Annotated in this window: 15 protein-coding genes; 1 reads left to right on the forward strand and 14 read right to left on the reverse strand. The window is 60.7% G+C overall.

Features of this window, described 5'->3' with window-relative positions:
- Positions 1-19 precede the first annotated feature (19 nt).
- The 3 genes from AB9N64_RS23185 to AB9N64_RS23195 form a co-directional block, all read right to left on the reverse strand.
- Positions 20-946: a hypothetical protein gene (locus AB9N64_RS23185; RefSeq protein ID WP_060766558.1), complete on the reverse strand. Its 927-nt coding sequence runs from the start codon at positions 944-946 to the stop codon at positions 20-22.
- Between the two features lie 105 nt (positions 947-1051).
- Positions 1052-1453 carry a nuclear transport factor 2 family protein gene (locus tag AB9N64_RS23190; protein ID WP_122299224.1) on the reverse strand — a complete coding sequence of 134 codons (402 nt, stop codon included), beginning with the start codon at positions 1451-1453 and terminating at the stop codon, positions 1052-1054.
- Entirely contained in the window at positions 1446-2633 is a 1188-nt protein-coding gene (locus tag AB9N64_RS23195; protein WP_020301245.1) for an MFS transporter, read from the reverse strand. The genes AB9N64_RS23190 and AB9N64_RS23195 overlap by 8 nt, the downstream gene beginning before the upstream one ends.
- 111 nt (positions 2634-2744) lie before the next feature.
- Between AB9N64_RS23195 and AB9N64_RS23200 the strand changes: the two genes are divergently transcribed.
- A complete protein-coding gene (locus AB9N64_RS23200) occupies positions 2745-3602 on the forward strand; it encodes a LysR family transcriptional regulator (RefSeq protein WP_014716996.1) in 858 nt (285 codons plus the stop codon).
- Here the strand turns inward: AB9N64_RS23200 and AB9N64_RS23205 are convergent.
- The 11 genes from AB9N64_RS23205 to algK form a co-directional block, all read right to left on the reverse strand.
- Positions 3599-4411: an SDR family oxidoreductase gene (locus tag AB9N64_RS23205; protein WP_122299225.1), complete on the reverse strand. Its 813-nt coding sequence runs from the start codon at positions 4409-4411 to the stop codon at positions 3599-3601. The genes AB9N64_RS23200 and AB9N64_RS23205 overlap by 4 nt on opposite strands.
- Positions 4412-4425: 14 nt before the next feature.
- Positions 4426-4890: a hypothetical protein gene (locus AB9N64_RS23210; RefSeq protein WP_014716998.1), complete on the reverse strand. Its 465-nt coding sequence runs from the start codon at positions 4888-4890 to the stop codon at positions 4426-4428.
- 273 nt (positions 4891-5163) lie between these two features.
- On the reverse strand, positions 5164-6615 hold the full coding sequence (locus AB9N64_RS23215) for a mannose-1-phosphate guanylyltransferase/mannose-6-phosphate isomerase (RefSeq protein ID WP_032903349.1): 1452 nt from the start codon (positions 6613-6615) through the stop codon (positions 5164-5166).
- Between the two features lie 186 nt (positions 6616-6801).
- Positions 6802-7458, reverse strand: a complete 657-nt coding sequence (locus tag AB9N64_RS23220) for an alginate O-acetyltransferase AlgF (RefSeq protein WP_014717000.1) — start codon at positions 7456-7458, stop codon at positions 6802-6804.
- A gap of 16 nt (positions 7459-7474) precedes the next feature.
- The gene (locus tag AB9N64_RS23225; RefSeq protein ID WP_014717001.1) at positions 7475-8647 is read right to left on the reverse strand and encodes an alginate O-acetyltransferase; all 1173 of its coding nucleotides are present in this window, start codon (positions 8645-8647) and stop codon (positions 7475-7477) included.
- Between the two features lie 11 nt (positions 8648-8658).
- On the reverse strand, positions 8659-10191 hold the full coding sequence (locus tag AB9N64_RS23230; protein WP_014717002.1) for an MBOAT family protein: 1533 nt from the start codon (positions 10189-10191) through the stop codon (positions 8659-8661).
- Between the two features lie 189 nt (positions 10192-10380).
- Entirely contained in the window at positions 10381-11490 is a 1110-nt protein-coding gene (locus AB9N64_RS23235; protein ID WP_014717003.1) for a mannuronate-specific alginate lyase, read from the reverse strand.
- An 8-nt stretch (positions 11491-11498) separates the two neighbouring features.
- Positions 11499-12947 (reverse strand): alginate O-acetyltransferase, encoded by a 1449-nt coding sequence (locus AB9N64_RS23240; RefSeq protein ID WP_014717004.1) that lies wholly within the window; start codon positions 12945-12947, stop codon positions 11499-11501.
- An 11-nt stretch (positions 12948-12958) separates the two neighbouring features.
- Positions 12959-14527: a mannuronan 5-epimerase AlgG gene (algG, locus tag AB9N64_RS23245; protein WP_014717005.1), complete on the reverse strand. Its 1569-nt coding sequence runs from the start codon at positions 14525-14527 to the stop codon at positions 12959-12961.
- Positions 14527-16017: an alginate export family protein gene (locus tag AB9N64_RS23250; RefSeq protein ID WP_038448984.1), complete on the reverse strand. Its 1491-nt coding sequence runs from the start codon at positions 16015-16017 to the stop codon at positions 14527-14529. Before AB9N64_RS23250 ends, algG begins: the two co-directional genes overlap by 1 nt.
- A complete protein-coding gene (algK, locus tag AB9N64_RS23255; RefSeq protein ID WP_371360397.1) occupies positions 16014-17435 on the reverse strand; it encodes an alginate biosynthesis TPR repeat lipoprotein AlgK in 1422 nt (473 codons plus the stop codon). The genes AB9N64_RS23250 and algK overlap by 4 nt, the downstream gene beginning before the upstream one ends.
- Between the last annotated feature and the right edge of the window lie 32 nt (positions 17436-17467).

The following is a 17467-nucleotide window of genomic DNA, read 5'->3' on the forward strand; positions in this document are numbered from 1 at the left end:
TTCACGGAAGGGATCGACGCTATAAGTCATATTCTGAGAGTTCTTCATACAGGGCGATGATTATGTGGTTTATGTTTCCGAAAAAGGTGCTGCTGCCAATGGCCAAGGTAGCTCCCACTTGGTCTTTTATTTGAGTGAGAATGCCCAAACGCAATTGCGGGTTGGTGTAGCGTTTGGGTAATTGTCCGGAGAGTTGTTTGAGGTGAATTATTTCGCGAGGATGGCGAGGGTTCTGCAGTCGTAGAACTTCGGCTGTTAACTTTGCACGTTCTTGGCGGCTCATGTGTCTCAATATGTCTGTCAAATTACGCCCGGTCGAATGTTTGATGGCCATTACTGTTCTGACTGTAGCGAACGTGGTTGTACCTGCGCCGACCAATGAAATTGTATCCAAGGCAACGGTCATTGCCTGGTACCAGCTTAGGCTGTCGTAGTAGTCATTCTTTGCGGGGTTGATTAATTCGTTGGTGGTTCTCCATGAACTATTTGCACACTGCAAGGCGCTGGCACCCGTAGCGCTGTAAGCAATGTAGGTCACGGTTAGACTGGTACCACCACTGAATGGCGCTGCCGCGATTCCCGTTTTCGCAATGATGAAGCCAACCACTGCCCCTGCGCAGGAAGTCGCCAGCCCCGATGCTTCCCGCCATAGCTGAGATTCACGAGGCGAGTTCGCCGTCAATTCTGCATAGTCGTCGGCAGTCATCACTGGCTCCGCTATCTCCCGCAGAATCACCCGCTTGGGCTTGATACTGCACAGCGGTACAAACTCACGCAGCACTGTTACCTGATAATCACTGCCGATATGCACTACGCCGGCTCCGACGATGGCCGGGTCGGCGTCGATGGTTCGATAGAGTTTGGGCAGATCCAGCCGACTGATCAGTCGCTGGCGAGTCGTGGTGTGCGCATCCGGCACACCGCTTCTCAGGAAATCGCTGGGCATCCTTTCACCTGTGCTTAAGCAGAGGTGAAAGAGCCTGGGGATAGCTTCCTTGTAATGATGTCAGGCCGTTCGCTGTTTGTTGTAGGAAGCGGCTGGGCGGTTATCTCATGGTGCTACAAAAGTCTCGTGCAAGTGCCGCCACAACAACGCACCACTGGCCTGCTTTTCGAACACCACGGTAGCGCGGCGGTCGGTCTGAGTGCCGCTGTCGTCAATCTGATGCTCGCGATACGTCACCGTGGCGCCGCGCGCATGGCGGTCGATGCCGGTCATTTCACTCAAGGTGATTTTCAACCCCGGACGCATCCCGCCCAGGCGCGTAAACAACGCATTGACCCCGGCCCTGTTGACCCGCGTACCGGTGGCGGGCGCGATCATGCTGAACTCGGGTGAGAAGCGCGCGAGCAGATTTTCCAGCGTGCCCTGAGGCGCAACCCCGGCAAACCATTGCTCGATCTCGACGTGGGTCTGGATCACTTCTTCGAAAAAATCGCTGTAGTCAATCATGCTTGGGCTCGCTGCAAGGGTGAAGCAGCGTGCGTACTCTGGAAGCATCCAGGCGCAACACTGCGAAAAGCGGCAACAGGGTCAGAGCTGCCGCCATCGTGAAGGTTATGGCGAAGGAATCCAAGGCCGACAGTATTGCACTGAGCACGGCGGCGCCGACGCAGAAGCTTACTTGACGGTTCATGTTCCACAACGCACTGGCGTGGCCCATGCGCTCGGCGGGAATATCCAGAAAGGCCAGAGTTTGCGCAGTGCTGCTGCACAGGCTGCCGCCCAGGCCCATCAAGACGTAGGCCGCAATAATCAGCGCGGGCTCGTTGAGCAACAGGATGCCAGCGCATTGCAGCGCCATGCCCGCCAGCAACAAGGGTTTGGGGCCGCAGCGATTGAAGAGTTTTTTGCTCAGGTAGATTGCCACTGCCGAGGCCAGCGCCCAGGGCAACATCAGCGCGCCGGTTTGGGTGGCGTCATAGCCCAAGCTGCGCACATAAAGGATGGCGATCAGACTGGTGCCGATAAACACCCCGGGTATGCACAGGTAGACGAGCATCGCCACGCGCAGCATCGGACTGGCAACCTGTTTGAAAATGCTGCTCAGGTCCAGAGGTGGGCGCACGCGGGTGGGCGCGTCGGGTTTTATCCACAACAAGGCCAGCAGCAGGGTCACCAAGGCCAGTGGCAAGTTGGCGTAGAAAATCCAGCGCCATGCCACAGTGTCGACAATCACCCCACCCAATGCTGGCGATAGTGCCGGCACCAGCAACGCCACAGACATCACCCGCGCCGTCAGCTGGCTGCGCTCGGCGGCGGGGAAGTGCCGGTAAGCCATGGCCTGGCCCACGGGAATCAGCAAACCGCCACCGAGCCCTTGCACTGCGCGCCAGCCTATCAACGCCTCAATGGAGCCAGCCTGGCCCACCATCACCGAGGCGCCGGCGAACAGCAGCAGGCTGGAAGCGATCAGGGTGCGCTCGCCCATGAGCGCCGCCAACCACACACTCAAGGGGATGATCACTGTCAGCCCGAGCATGTAGGCATTACTGATCCACGCCAACTGTGTGACCGAGGCGTGCAGCTCGCGGGCGATATCCGGGTAGGCGACGGTGGCAACAAACATGTTCACCAGGTCCAGGGCAAAACCCAATAAAAAGATCCAGGCGACTTTCGAGCGGTAGGTCATGAACGCGTTCCTGCAAGTGAAGCCGGCAGGGTAGGCCGCAAGCAGGGTTTGGGATACGCCGGTTTGCCTGCTAGTTTGTCAAAAATATTTTGACAAAGGAGGGCGTCCATCATGGTCAGCCTGGACCGTTTTGACACTTTCAAGGCTGTGGTCGAGGCCGGCTCGCTCACTGCTGCTGCGGACCTGCTGGGCCAGACTCGCGCCGTGGTCAGCTTCAACCTCAAGCGCCTGGAGGCGGAACTCGGCGTCACCCTGCTGACCCGCAACACCCGCCAACTGGCGCTCACTGATGCCGGCGAACGCTTTTACCTGCGCTGCACGCGCATGCTCGAAGAGGCCCGCCTGGCGGTAGAAGAAGCCCGCAGTGAGCATGCTCAGCTCAAGGGCACGCTGCGCATCACCACCACTGTCGAATATGCCCTGGCCGTCGTTGCCCCGGCGGTAGAAGCCTTTCGCCGCCTGCACCCGGACCTGAATATCCACTTATCCACATCCTCCACCCATGCCGACCTGATCTCCGAGCGTTTTGACGTGGCGATTCGCCTGGGGCGCCTGCTGGACTCCAATCATCGGGCGGTGCAGTTGTCGACGTTCGATGTGTTTGCTGTTGCGGCACCGCAGTTTGCCGGGCTTCAGACCCTGGAAGAGCTGGAGCAGATCCCCCGGTTGGGCCATGGCCGCTTGACCGAACTGAGCGTCACCGACCCGGCGGGCATTCAACATCAATACCGTGCCGGGCCTGCTGCGTTGGTGGCTGATAGTGCGGCAGTGCTCCAGGCATTTGCTGTGCGCGGCCACGGTGTGGCGATTCTGCCGCAATGGCTGGTGCAGGAAGACTTGGAGGCCGGACGGCTGGTGCGTGTGCTGGCGGATCATCGCTTCGCCCCCCAAGGGGTCTACGCGATGTACCCGGATACCCGGCACCTGCCGCTGAAGGTGCGGGCGTTTATTGATTTTATGAAGGGCTAGAGGCTGCCACTCAAACCAAAGCGCTTCTTCAACACCATCTCCAGCAACCCCTTTGGCAACAGTGCCGCCATCAATGGCAACGCGCGGCTGCCGTTGCCCGAACGCAACAGGCGTGGCGGTCGCACGTGCTGCACCGCCTTGAGCACGTCTGCAGCAAATTCACTGGCCGGGGTTGGCTTGTCCTGGGACGCTTGGCTGCGTGCCCGAATGCCCTCGCGCAACGGCCACCATGGTGACTGTTCGTGGATCAGCAATTCGGCTTGGGCGCCGGCATTCTTTGCAAAGCTTGTATTGATCGCACCAGGCTGCACTTCCATCACCTGCACGCCAAACGGTGCCAGCTCCATGCGCAGGGCGTCGCTTAACGCATGCACAGCGGCTTTGGACGCGCAGTAGGCGCCGGCAAACGGCGTCACCAATACGCCGGAAACGCTGCCGATATTCACCACCAGGCCCTTGTTGCGGCGCAGGGCGGGAAACAAGGCCTGGGTCACGCCGACGATGGAAAACACATTGGTTTCGAATTGGCGTTGCATCGCCTCGGTACCGCCGTCGAGCAATGGGCCCATGGCGCCGTAGCCAGCGTTGTTGATCAGCACATCCAACTCGCCCCACTGCTCGGACAAGCGTTGCAGGGCGGCGCTGTCGTTGACGTCCAGTTGTAGGGAATTAAAGCCTGCGGCGGTAAGCGCGGCGACATCATCGGGTTGGCGGGCGCTGGCCCATACCTCGAAGCCTGCGGCTTTGAACGCATCGGCAAGGGCGCGGCCGATGCCGCTGGAACAACCGGTGATCAGTACGTTGGGCATGCATCATTCCTTTGTCAGTCCGAGAAACTGCCTTGCAGGTGCTCGGCGCGAAATTCCAGGGTTTGTGGGCGATAGCCGGGACGCAGCGGCGGGGTGGGCAGGCAGTCATCCCAGGTGGCGCCCGCCTGCAACTCGCCGGGGCCGCGATAGCGTGGGGCGGCGTAGACATTGTCGGCCAGGTTGACCGTATCGCCCGGTGCATAGGCGGCGACGCGCCAGCGCAGTTCGGTCAGTGGCACGTCGTTGCCGTTGTTCAGGGTCAGTTTTAAAGGACGGTCGGCCGGGCATTCCTGTGGGGCGTAAGTAATGCGCAGCTCAAGGCGAGCCAATTGCGCGGCTTCGCGGTTGTCCAGCCATACCACCCAGACGGCGACGAAACCCAAGCCAACGGCAGCGGCCAACGATACCGGCAGCGCCTTGGCCGGGTAGCGCAGCAGCAGGATCAGCCAGGTGATGATCAGGAGAACGCCGAAGAACATGGAGACCACCTCGAATAGGGAACCAGCATCCTAACTTAAGCTTAGGTGGGATTGGTTACCTTGAGCATTGTGTTGGCCGGGCAGACGCCATCGCAGGCAAGCCAGCTCCCACATTCGACCGCATTCTAAAGTGGGCGCGCGGTCAACTGTGGGAGCTGGCTTGCCTGCGATGAGGCCTGTACAGTCACCACAAACCCCAAAAAAAAGCCCCCACCCAACCCACTGCGGATAGGGGACGCAATGGGCTGGGCGAGGGCTTCTTGTACGACTGTTTTACTGCGCGATAGTTTTCACCGACACGCCACGTTCAACCGGTGTCGAGCGCCCGTAGATATCTTCGAAGCGCTCGATATCGTCTTCCCCCAGATAGCTGCCCGATTGCACTTCGATGATCTCCAACGGGATCTTGCCCGGGTTGCGCAGGCGGTGCACCGAGGCGATCGGGATGTAGGTGGACTGGTTTTCGCAGAGCAGGAACACGTTGTCGTCACAGGTGACTTCGGCGGTGCCGCTGACCACGATCCAGTGTTCGGCGCGGTGGTGGTGCATCTGCAGCGACAGGCACGCGCCCGGCTTGACCGAGATGTGCTTGACCTGGAAACGCCCGCCCATGTCCACCGAGTCGTAGGAACCCCACGGACGATAGACTTCGCAGTGGTTCTGGGTCTCGCTGCGGCCTTGCTCGTTGAGGGTGTTGACCATCTGCTTGACGCCCTGGACCTTGTCCTTGTGGGCAATCATCATCGCGTCTTTGGTTTCCACCACCACGATGTTGTCCAGGCCGATCACCGACACGAGTTTGCCGTTGCCATGCACCATGCAGTTGCGGCTGTCCTGGATCACCACGTCGCCTTTGCTCACGTTGCCGTTGGCGTCTTTATCGTTGACCGCCCACAGCGAGGCCCAGCAACCCACATCGCTCCAGCCAGCGGCCAAGGGCACGACGCAGGCGCGTTGGGTTTTTTCCATCACGGCGTAGTCGATGGAATTGTCCGGGCAGCAGGCGAAGGTGGCGTCGTCGAAGGTCACGGTATCGGCGGTCTGCTCGCTGCGCTCCAGGGTCAGCACGCAGGTGTCGTAGATGTCCGGGTCATGCTTTTTCAGCTCTTCGAGGAAGCGGCTGGCACGGAACAGGAACATGCCGCTGTTCCAGAAGTAGCCACCGCTTTTGACGAACTCGACCGCACGTTTTTCATCGGGTTTTTCCACGAACTGTTGCACGCGGCTCACGCCTTCAGGCAGCAGCGAATCGTTGGTGGACTTGATGTAGCCGTAGCCGGTCTCCGGGCGGGTGGCCGGCACGCCGAACAGTACCATCTCGCCCCGCTCGGCGGCCACGGTGGCCAGGGCCAGTGCGCGTTGCAGGGCTTTCTGGTCGTCGATCACGTGGTCGGCGGGCAGTACCAGCATCAAATCGTCACGGCCTTCGTTGACCAGCATCATCGCGGTCAGGGCCACGGCCGGCGCAGTGTTGCGGCCGAAGGGTTCCATCAGGATGCGCTGGCAGTCGAGCTTGCGTGCGCTCAGTTGCTCGTTGACGATGAAACGGTGATCTTTGTTGCAGACCACGATGGGGGCGTCCATGCCTTCGAACACCAGGCGCTCCAGGGTTTGCTGGAACAAGGTGTGCTCGCCGGTCAGTGCCAGGAACTGCTTGGGGAATTGTTTACGCGAAAGCGGCCAAAGACGTGAGCCGCTACCACCGGAAAGGATTACTGGGATCATGGTGTTTCTCCTTGAATCGATATGGGTCAGAGCTACGAAGGTTTGTCGTTTCACTCTTGTTTTTGTCTCGGTCCTGAGTTGAGCCCCGGTCAGTGTGGGAGCTGGCTTGCCTGCGATGGCGCCTACAAGACCGCCATCGCAGGCAAGCCAGCTCCCACAAGGGGGCGTGTCAACTCAGGGAAATAATCAGCGGGTCGACACTGGGCGTTTCACCCACACTGGCGACAGGCTCGAACCTGAACCGGTGACGTACAACACCGCCGCTTCACCGCGTTCCAACGCAACCGGCTTCACATCACCGACTTTCTTGTCACCGTCATACAGCGCCAGGCTCACTTTCACCGGGTTGATCTCACGCTCGCCACGGCCCTTGGCGGCCACCGACTTGACCACATCGGTCTTGCCGTCGGCGGTCTTCAAGGTCAGGGCCTTGTCGCTGAGGTTCTGTACGCGCACCAGGGATTTCTGCTTGTTCTTGAACGGTGGCTCTTCGATCAACTGCGGCTGGCCGCTGCCGCTGTTGACCAGGGTGTAGTAGTGGTCGGCGGCCAGCTTGACCGGCAGGGTCTGGCTGCCGACCTTGGCGCTGTAGTCACCGCCCGGCATGAAGCTGAAGTCGCTGCTGGCCAGTGGCGCAACGTCGCTGAGGTTGGTGCTGCCGACGGTGGCGCTGACTTCCTGGTTGCTGGCGTTGTAGATACGCACAAAGCTGGAGCCTTTTGGTGCAGTCGGGCCGTATAGGGCGGCGTCACCGGCAGCGAAGGCCGACAGGGATACGACGCTCAGGCCTGCTGCGATAGCCAGGGTTTTAGCGAGACGACGAGGAGTAGTAGTGAAAGTCATGTGAGTTACCTCTCTTTCAGTTTTGCGCCCGGTCGGGCGTCTCGGATTTAGGTGTGTTGATTGCCATGTTCTGTTGGCGCGAACCGGCTTGTTTAAGCTGCGCAACCCAGGCTGGGTCGGCATCACCGATTTCGTTGTTGATAGGCAGATAACGTTCAGGAAACTCCCAGATCAGCACCTGAGGCGGGCTGTTCTTGAAGTCGTCACTTTTGAGGTAGCTGAGCATCGGCAGGATCGGGCCGTGGCCATCTTCGGCGTAGCTGACCACGTCGCTGTGCAAGGCTTGTTTGAGCGCACCCACGAAGTTCCAGTTGGGGTTGGCGCTGTAGCTGGTGCCCACCAGGGCCACCGGGGTTTCGCTGTCGCTGAACAGCGCGTCATCACCTTTCTCTTCGGCCAGGTGGGTGACGCGTTTTTCCAGCGGCTCTTTAGGTGGCATCAGGTTTTCGAACAGCGGGTCCAGGGGCAGGAACAAACGCAAGTCACCTTTATGTGGCTCGGTTTTCTCAGCCTCGGTGACAAAACGCTGCGGCTCGCCGCTCAGTGGGGTTTTGTCGGCAATCGCCTTGGCCAATTGCTTGGCGGCGACTTCGGCACCGTCCGGTGTCCAGTGAGTATCGGTGCGCAGGAACACTTGCTTGCCGGCGAGCTTGGCCTGTTGCAGCGGGCCGAGCAGATCTGGAGCTGGAATGTTGTCCGCCGCCACTCGGGCATGGAAGTCCTGGTACAGGTTGGCGTGCACGCTGGCCGGTTTGACTTCACCCAAATGCTCCGGATACAGGCGTACCTTGGCCGGCACGATCGCCATCACCAGTTGGATACCCTGGGCCTTGAGCTTCTGGCGCACGCCTTCGACCAGCGCGTAGTTGCCTTGCAGGTTCTGGTCTTCGTTGACGGCGGGGTTGAATTCCTCGTCGCTGTACAACCAGTGATCGCGGCCCAGCACCACGCCAGGGCGGCCTTCATTGAACAACTTGTAGTCCAGCGCCGCCCACAGGTTGGTGCCCAGGCGCTTGATCGGGAACTCGTCGTCGTAGTGGGTCTCGACGGCTTTGGTCCAGCGACCGTTGAGCACGGTGGCATCGGCGTTGGTGCTGAAGCCAAAGAAGCTGCGCAGCGACCAGGCGCCAAGTGCCAGCAACAGCACCAGGAACAGGCTTATGTAGAGGACGCGTAATGAACGGGTCATGGTCGGCTCCCTCAGAATTGGAAGTAAAGGAACGGCGAGAAACTCTGCGCCGACAGTTTCAGGATCGACGCCACGAACAGCAGAAGCACCGCCGCGCGCATGGCGTAGCGTGGCCAGTCAGCGGTCCAGTAGGCCGGTTGCACGGCAGCGTCACGGCCCACGCTGAAACCGGGCTCGTGGATGCTGCCAGGGTTGTCGCCGGGTACGGCCTTGATCAGGCTCGGGTCGGCTGGCTTGGCCTTGTCGGCAGGGCGGTTGGTGTAGAAGTCGCGCAGGCCGAAGAACGCCAGCGTTGCATAGGCCACCACCAGGGTTGCCACTTGCAGGCCGGTAAGGTTGGCGCGGTTGAGTTCCGACAGTGACCACTCGCCAAAGCTGAACATCGCACCGTACATACGCCCGGCAACGTGCAGGTTTTCGGCGCGGAAGATCACCCAGCCCATCACCACCAGCAGGAAGGTGAAGGCCCAGCGCAGCACATTGAAACTGCGGGGCGCGGTGTTCAGGCCGATGGCTTTTTCAATCGCCAGCCACATGCCGTGCCAGGCGCCCCACACGATGTAGGTGATGTTCGCGCCGTGCCACAGGCCACCGAGCAGCATGGTCAGGAACAGGTTGCGGTAAGTGGTCAGGGTGCCTTTGCGGTTGCCGCCCAGGGTGATGTACAAGTAGTCACGCAGCCAGGTGGACAGGCTGATGTGCCAGCGCCGCCAGAACTCGGTGATCGACTGGCTGATGTAGGGCTGCTTGAAGTTTTCCATGAAGCGAAAACCCATCATCAAGCCCAAGCCAATGGCCATGTCGCTGTAGCCGGAGAAGTCGAAGTACAGCTGCGCGGTATAGGCCAGCGCGCCGAGCCAGGCATCGCCTGTAGTGGGGTTTTGCAGGGCGAAGCAATGGTCGGCCACCACCGCCAGGGTGTCAGCAATAAAGACCTTCTTGATGAAACCCTGCATGAACCGCGTGCAGCCCTCGGAGAATTTATCCAGGGTGTGGGTGCGGTTGTTGAACTGATCGGCCAGGTCGCGAAAGCGCAGCACGGGACCGGCGATCAGGTGCGGGAAAATCGCCACGAACGCCGCAAAGTCGATGAGGTTGCGGGTCGCCGGGGTGTCGCCACGGTACACGTCGATGATGTAGCTGATGGACTCGAAGATGTAGAACGAGATCCCGATCGGCAACAGCACGTGAGTGAGGATGAACGGCTCCAGGCCTGCCGACTTCATCATTACATTGATGCTGTCGACGCCGAAGTTGGCGTACTTGAAGTAGCCGAGGATGCACAGGTCGACCGCCACCCCGAGCAACAGCCAGCGCTGCGCCGGCTTGGTGCGTACACCGGCGGCACCGACCTTGAGGCCGATCCAGTAGTTCCACAGCGTGACGGCCGCGAACAGCGCCAGGAAGTCCACTCGCCACCAGGCGTAGAACACGTAGCTGGCAATCAGCAGCAGCAGATTGCGATAGCGTTGCCCGCTCAAATAGTACAAGCCGAGAAAGATCGGCAAGAACAGAAACAGGAACACATTGGACGAGAAAACCATCCCGATCTCTCCATGTTTAACCAACAGTCAAGGGCCAGAGCCCCCCCAAACCCCCCCACGATGTCGGGGGAGGCTGTGATCGTTCCCACGCTCTGCGTGGGAATGCCTCTTGTGGCGCTCTGCGCCACGCTTTGGGACGCACAGCGTCCCGTGCTGCATTCCCACGCAGAGCGTGGGAACGATCAGCGACTAGCTGCCTTTGTTGCCTTTTTCATGCGCCGGGTCGTAGACCTTGGTCAGGTCACCGCCCAGGCGGAAGGTCTTGAACGGTTGCATGCCATGCTTGCGTTCGATCACATCCGGTGCGCAGGTGTAGAGGGTGCAGAAGGGCTCAAGCCAGGCAAATTTCATGTCTTCCTTGAGGTCCTTCATGTCCTGCTCTTTGCCGTTCTTCTGCTCGAAGATGTCCGGGTCTTTCACCCCGGCCAGCACCTTGTCGCCCAGGCGCTTGAGCGCGCTGTTGTTTTCCTGGCGCAGGTCCACGCCGTTGACCAGCGCAAAACTGGCGATCATCGACAGCGGCGGCAGCGCGTAGTTGTGGTACGACAGGGCGCGTTGCTGGCGCTTCAATTCGTTCGGCAAGAAACCCTGGTCATCGACCTGGTTCACGCCGACCTTGTATTCCTTCACCGCCCAGTCAAACAGGTCGCGGCGGTTGGTAGCGATGGACGTTGCCATCACCGACCAGGCGGCCCAGTACGAGTGGTTGTTAGTTTTTTCCAGGGGCAGGTTGTCCCAGTCGCTCACCACCTGGTCGGCCAGCTTGTTGAACCAGGCTTCGATCTGCTGGGCTTCCTGCGGGTGCTTGGCCAGTGGCTGCGACTCGGAGAACTTCAGGCGCACATAGGCCGAGGCCATGCTGCCCAGCGCCCATTTGCGCATGGACTTGCCGGTGTGATTGAAGTCCTTGGACATCAACGCATCGGCCTTGGCCCATGACACCAGCCAGTTCAGGGTGCATTCGAGCTGCTGTGGACGGCCGTCGCGCATGAACTGCATCACCCGTTTGCTGGTGTCTTTTTCCAGCTTGGTGATGTCGGCGGTGCTGTCGCGAAAGGCTTTTTCCGACTGCACATTCAGGGTCGAACGGGCCTTGTCGGAACCTTCGTACTTACTGCGAAACTGCAACGGCCCGGTGTAGGGCGTTGGCATGCTGTCGCAATCATTCTTGAAGTCGCCGGTCTTGAACGCTTCGATCGGTGCGAAATAGCCCTGGGGTGGACGCAGTGGCGCCGCTGCATTGACGGAACCTGCGAACATGGCCAGGCCCAGCAGGCCAGGGAGCAATAACTTTTGCATAAGTAACCTCACTTCCCGAGTTGGGCGGTCTGCTGACCACCGCTTGGGAATACGTTGCGTGTGCAAATTTTCGCTTCAACCTTCTGCGCCGCAGCGCCCGCTTCGGGGCCCTGCACTTCCACGGCCAGCAAGTTCTGCGAGGCCCAGTCTTCATCGGTGCGCAGTTCAAAGGCGAAACGCCCGTCTGTATCGGATGTTTCGGGTTTCTCGATCTTGATGTCCTCGTGGCGCCCGTTCATGTACCAGAGGGTGGCTTGCAAGGTTTTCACCGACGGATCGGCGAAGCGGATATCCACCTGATGGTTGGCGTTGCGCAGGTCTTTGTTCGCGCTGTTGACCATCAGTTCGTTTTTGCCCGGTTTGAGCGTGGTGCTGGCCGACATCTGCGCGGTCTTGCCTTCGCAACCGTTGTCCAGCAGCGCCATCATCTGGCGGTAGATGGTTTCCTGGTCGAGACGGTACAGCGGCGAGAATTCCCAGATCAGGATCTTCGGCGGGGTCTTCTGGAATTCGTCGCTGCCCAGGTACTGCAGCATCGAACCTTCCAGGCCACCGCCGGGGAAGGCGACGTTGAGGATGTCGGCCCCGATTTCCTCTTCCAGGAAACCGGCGAAGTTGTAGTTCTTGCCACTGTGGCTGGTGCCCACCAGCGTGATCTGCGGGTTGCCCGAATCGCCGAACAGGTCGCCGTCACCGGCTTCGCCCTTGGGCTCGGTGGTGAACTGGTCCATGTACTGGATCGCATAGCTGGTGCCACACAGTTGCCCGGCCATGTTGTGCAGGGTGCCGGTCTTGCCCATGCGGCCCGAGCGCTTGGTCTCAAACTCACGCTTGGGAATCTCGGCATATTCCGGCATCTGCTTGACCTTGGCCGCGACGATTTTCGCGGTGCGCTGGGCGCCGTATGGGGTCCAGTGCTGGTCGCCACGGAAGTAGAAATCGTGGGCTGGCAATTCATCCGGCAGTTGTTCGTTGGTCAGCGGCGACAGGTCTGGTACCACGTAGCCCATCTTGGCGAAGCGGCCGAGCATGGTTTTGTAGTTGCCCAGGGCCTTGTCGAAATCGAACGAGGCTTTCTCCGCGGGGTTGAGCTTGTTGCGGTTCACCAGGCCACGGGTTGGCTGGTAGACCACCACCAGTTCCACGCCCTTGCTCTTGAACGCATCGTGCAGCTGCTGCATGCGCTTGTAGCCGGCCGGGGTGGTGTCGAACTCGGTGCGCAGGTCTTCCTGGGTACGGAACAGCCAGTCGCCCTGGGCTTGCACCAGGGTGGTGAAGTTCTGCTGGTAGCGCGTGGTGTAGTTTTTCGCGTCATGGGCGGCCGGGCACAGGCTGCAGCAGGGTTCAGCGGTGAAGGTAGGAGCTTTGACTTCATCGGCGCGTACGCCCTGGCTGGCCGCCAGCAGGCCGAGGGTCAGACCCGAGAGGCTCAGCAGTTTGATCATGTGTGGGTGCATAAGGGTCATCCTCAGTCCTGCAATTCGGTCTGGCGTTCGACGGGGTCGATCAGCACGGCTTTCTGCTGGCGCACCAGCAGGTCGAGAATTTCTTCCTGGCGGTCACCCAGGATGCCGGAGAAGCTGATGCCGCTGGATTTGGTCGGCGCCAGCATCGACACGCGATACAACTCGATACTCAACGGCGAGTCGATGGACAGCGGCCCGCTGCCGTTACCCGCCAGTTCACCGCCGACCACGATCAGCGAGACCTTGGCGTCGAACGGGTCGAGGGCGATGTCGCGGTCGGTGTCGGTCAAGTCCTTGATGTGGCCGTACACGCCGGTCAGCCCGTTGGCCATCGAGGTGTTTTCGTAGAGCTTGATGTTCACGCTGTTACGCACGCGGATCCCGTGGCGACGGTTGCTGATCACCTTGTTGCCCCACAGCAGGTTGTCGCCGCTCTCATAGAGGGTGATGCCGTCGGTGTGGTTGCGGTAGATCTCGTTGTCGGCGATCAGGTTGTTCACGCTGTTACGGTCGATCACCAGGCCCGAAAGCTTGTTGTCATAGCTGCGGTTGTTGAAGATAAAGCTGTCGTTCACTTCCCGGGAAATGATGATGCCGTGCTTCTTCTTGGTGCCGTACACGGTGTTGTCCGCGATGATCAGGCCGTGAGAACGGTCATGGGGGTCAATGCCGTAGACGATGTTGTCTTTGTAGGTATTGCCCTTGATCACAAAGCCCGTGGTCTCATAGCAGTAGAAGCCGTACCACATGTCCGAGAACTCGGAGTCGATGATCCAACCGGTCGGCTCGGGGCGCTTGAGCACCTTGGCCATGTTCGGCGTGTACTGGGAAATACTCACCCCGTATGACTTACTGTTGGCATAGCCGAAGCTGGCCATCTTGGTTTTGGAGATGTAGGTCTCGGTGCCGCCCCAGGCCAGCAGGAACGGGCGGAATTCCTTGGCCGACTTGAACAGCGCCGGGCCGTTGGTTTTTTCATCCCAGCCGGTGACCTTGGTGTCACGCACGAACAGCTGGCCGTCGTTGATCAAAAACGCGCCGGCTTGTTGGGACAGGCGCAGTTCCTGGGTGTTCTTGTCGATATCGAGGATGCCTTTACGGCCCACCACGATCGGCAACTTGGCCAGGAACACACCCGGCGACGTTTCGCTGAAGTACTGCTTAGGCACCTTGCCCAGCAGGTCCTTGAGGTTCATGTAGCCGTCATCGACGAAGATCGCCTGGGGAATGCCATGCTGGCGCACCACCCATTCGGCCATCTTGTTATCGCCGCCGATAAAGTCCTTGAGCGCGTCTTCCTGCATCATGCGGCGGATGCTGATTTTGCCCGCCTTGGTCTTGACGATTTTCTTTTCCATCGCCTGCGCGGTGTAGCCCGACAGGTCGGGCAGCGCCGGCTTGGCCATTTCCAGCGGCGCGGTGGGCGGGCTGGAGATGGTGTAGGTTTTGGCCTGTTGCAGTTCCTTGGCGATGATCGGCGCCTTGGCCGCCGTATCGGCAAACGCTGTGGCGCTGGCCATCAGCATTGCCGCGACGAGTAGGCTTTGAGCATTCATGGCGCAGGCTCCCATCAGAATTTCCAGACCACGTCGACAAACGCGCGGTGCATGTAGGAGTCGACCTGGCTGCCATAGGCATCGCCGGGCTTGAACACGCCGGCACGCAAACGCACCAGGGCTGAAGGCTCGTCGATCGACTGGCTCAGCGCCGCTGGCAGCAAGCCTTTCTTGAAGTACTTGGTGACCACCAGGTCCATTTCTTGGCCGAGGTCTTTCTTGCCGTCTTCCAACGGCAGGGAGGTGCTGGAGAGGATCGCGCCGGTGACGTCATCGGTGTTGTTCTGCACCGCGTCGATGCCGTTGCTGCCCACCGGCTTGTTGCCGTCCACGCGCCAGAACTTGTGGTACACCAGGCTGGCGTCATAGTCCTCGCGCAGCTGCCAGGAACCGAACAGGCTCATGGACTGCATGTTGTTCATTTCGCCGCGAAACGCTTCACCAAAGCGATGCACACGGGACTGGGTGCCGGTCCAATTCGAACGGTTGCTTTGCAGGCCGTTCTGTTCGTACTCGGCACTGGCGCGCGAGTACGCGGCACCCACTTGCCACTGCGGATCCAGGCGCAGGCGTACGCCGATATCGGTGGCCCAGCCGCTGGCGTCATCGCTGCGTTTGGCGGAGGTGGGGCGGCTGCCGTCGGCGTTCAAGGCGTTGACCTTGTCGCGGTCGCCTTTCATGCCGGTGATGCTCGCCCAGTAGTTGACGGTGTTGGTGTTGCGCCAGTTGTAGGCGTCGCTATTGGCTTCGATGCCCAGCCAGGTGAGGTCGCCGTTTTCGCGCTTGTCCAGCGGGTCGCTGGCCACACCCGGTTCGGCGTAGTCGAGCTTGCCGTCGTCGTGGGTGTGGTGGCCGCGCAGGCCGATCCACTGGCCCGGTGTCCACTGGTAGGCGGCGTCGGCGTAGAAGTGCTGGCGGTCCTTGTCGACCGGCGACAATTCCTTAAGGTCGGTGCGGTATTCGCTGAAGCGTTCGGCGGCGCCGACATTGGCCTTGAGCAAGGTGGTGTCGAAGGTCCAGTTCAACGCTTCGATGTTGGTGTCGCGCCACTGGCCGTCGTCATTGCGCAGGCGCTGGCGGCCGAACTTGAGGATCTCGCCGGGGTAGGGCGTGAAGCCGCTGTAGCCGACCCAGAACTCACGCAGGGCCAGGTAGTTTTTCTTGGCCTTGCGGTCGTCGTTGCTCGACTGCTGCTCGGTGGTGTCATCGGCCGACTGTTGCAGGGTGTCGGTCTCGATGATGTCGCTGGACACCACTGCCTGGCCCATGGCGTAGGCGCTCCACGCGCCGCTTTCGCCGTAGATCCAGGGGCGCAGGTCGAGGCCGATGCCGTTGACGTCGCCGCCTTTCTGGGTGCCCAGGTCGCGGTCGTCTTCAGACTGCGCGGTGGCTTTGACTTCCAGGCCGAAGTTCTTCGCTTCGGTGAGCGCGGCCAGGGTCGGGCACGACCACAGCAGGGCGAAGGACAGGCCGATACCGGCCTTGACGAATGGGTTGAGCTTCATAGGGATTCCTCGCCGTCTTCTTCTTGCAGGGCGTGCAGTTGCAGCGTGCTTTGGGCCAGGGTGCCGCGGGCGGCCAGTTCCTGTTGCACCAGGCGTTGGCCTTCGGCGCGTTGCGCAGGCGTCAGCGGCGCTTCGAGCTGGGTGGCCAGGTCATTGGCTTCTGGCGTGTCCTGGGCCTTGGCCAACTGGCTGAAGACATAGGCGTTCAATGGGTCGGGCTTGGTGCCCTTGCCTTGGGAAAACAGTTGGGCAATGGCGAAGTCGGCGCTGTTCTGGCCGTTGCGCGCTGCGGTCAGCAGGTGGTCCAAGGCTTTTTGCGGGTATACCTTGCCCAGGTAGCCACGGCGGTAGATCTGGCCGAGGTAGTAATCTGCGGCCACTTCACGGCCCACGGCTTTTTCGAAATGCGCCTCGGCGGCCTTGGCATCGGCGGGCACCCACTTACCTTCGTAGTAGAGCTTGCCCAGCAGCAATTCGGCGCGTGGCTGGTCGGCGGCGCGGCCGTTGTCCAAGTACTTCATCATCTGCTCGACATCGCCCAGTTCGGGGAAGTCGTAGAGCAGTTGCGCCAGGCTGACCCAGGACGCCGGGTAGCCGGGGGCGATTTTTTCCAGCAACGCCTGGGCGGTTTTCTCGTCCGGGGTACCGAGGGTGGCATCGCCGAGTACGCGGGCGACGCTGTCGACGCGCTGGGCGGTGACGGTGCCACGGCTTACGCCTGCTTCCATTTGCTTGAGCAGTTCGGCCTGTTGTTCCGGCTGCTGTTTTTTCTGATAGACCGTGGCCAGTTCGACGTAGCAGATATCGGTGGTGTTCAGCGCGGCTTTGCAGATGCGCTCCACATCATCCAGATGCTGGTCGTAGGTACCCTGGGTGCGATACAGCAGCACCTGGGCCAGGCCGGCCTCCGGGTAACCCGCCGCCTGCCATTGGCTGATCTGCTGTTGGGCATTCACATTGGGGAAGCTGTGGGGGTATTGCAGGTACAGCATCGCCAGCGGGATCAAGGTGTTGCCTTCGCCATTGGCAAAGGCTTTTTTCAGCAGGCTTTCGGCTTCATGGTGCTCGGCCTCAGTGGCGCCCGGCTTGGCCGCCAACAGGCGACCCAGGCGTGCCTGGGCGCGGGGCGAGGTGTCTGCCGCCGCACGGTAGGTGGCTTCGGCCTGCTTGATTTGCGCTGGGTCGCGGGTGCCGACCTGGATATCGGCCAGGCCCACCTGGGCGTCGCTGTAGCCCAGTTCCGCCAGTTGCTGGTAATTCTGCTGGGCGGTGACGGTGTCGCCGCGCTTGAGGGCTTCGTTGGCCAGGCGCTGGTCGGGCAGGCCGGCGCAACCGGCCAGGCTTACGGCCAGTGCCAGCGCGCAGTACGCAGAGGCCAGGTGAAATTTGCTCTGTGTGGGAGCTGGCTTGCCTGCGATGGCATCGCTGCGGTGCAACTGATGCACCGAGT

The sequence above is a fragment of the Pseudomonas sp. KT_2_4 genome (genome assembly GCF_041410225.1).
Taxonomy (GTDB): domain Bacteria; phylum Pseudomonadota; class Gammaproteobacteria; order Pseudomonadales; family Pseudomonadaceae; genus Aquipseudomonas; species Aquipseudomonas paracarnis.

Coding starts and splice junctions, on each gene's coding strand:
- AB9N64_RS23225 (WP_014717001.1), bottom strand. CDS start 8,647: ATGACCCGTTCATTACGCGTCCTCTACATAAGCCTGTTCCTGGTGCTG.
- AB9N64_RS23185 (WP_060766558.1), bottom strand. CDS start 946: ATGCCCAGCGATTTCCTGAGAAGCGGTGTGCCGGATGCGCACACCACG.
- AB9N64_RS23205 (WP_122299225.1), bottom strand. CDS start 4,411: ATGCCCAACGTACTGATCACCGGTTGTTCCAGCGGCATCGGCCGCGCC.
- AB9N64_RS23230 (WP_014717002.1), bottom strand. CDS start 10,191: ATGGTTTTCTCGTCCAATGTGTTCCTGTTTCTGTTCTTGCCGATCTTT.
- algG (WP_014717005.1), bottom strand. CDS start 14,527: ATGGGAGCCTGCGCCATGAATGCTCAAAGCCTACTCGTCGCGGCAATG.
- AB9N64_RS23210 (WP_014716998.1), bottom strand. CDS start 4,890: ATGTTCTTCGGCGTTCTCCTGATCATCACCTGGCTGATCCTGCTGCTG.
- AB9N64_RS23250 (WP_038448984.1), bottom strand. CDS start 16,017: ATGAAGCTCAACCCATTCGTCAAGGCCGGTATCGGCCTGTCCTTCGCC.
- AB9N64_RS23240 (WP_014717004.1), bottom strand. CDS start 12,947: ATGCACCCACACATGATCAAACTGCTGAGCCTCTCGGGTCTGACCCTC.
- AB9N64_RS23215 (WP_032903349.1), bottom strand. CDS start 6,615: ATGATCCCAGTAATCCTTTCCGGTGGTAGCGGCTCACGTCTTTGGCCG.
- AB9N64_RS23200 (WP_014716996.1), top strand. CDS start 2,745: ATGGTCAGCCTGGACCGTTTTGACACTTTCAAGGCTGTGGTCGAGGCC.
- AB9N64_RS23195 (WP_020301245.1), bottom strand. CDS start 2,633: ATGACCTACCGCTCGAAAGTCGCCTGGATCTTTTTATTGGGTTTTGCC.
- AB9N64_RS23235 (WP_014717003.1), bottom strand. CDS start 11,490: ATGCAAAAGTTATTGCTCCCTGGCCTGCTGGGCCTGGCCATGTTCGCA.
- AB9N64_RS23190 (WP_122299224.1), bottom strand. CDS start 1,453: ATGATTGACTACAGCGATTTTTTCGAAGAAGTGATCCAGACCCACGTC.
- AB9N64_RS23220 (WP_014717000.1), bottom strand. CDS start 7,458: ATGACTTTCACTACTACTCCTCGTCGTCTCGCTAAAACCCTGGCTATC.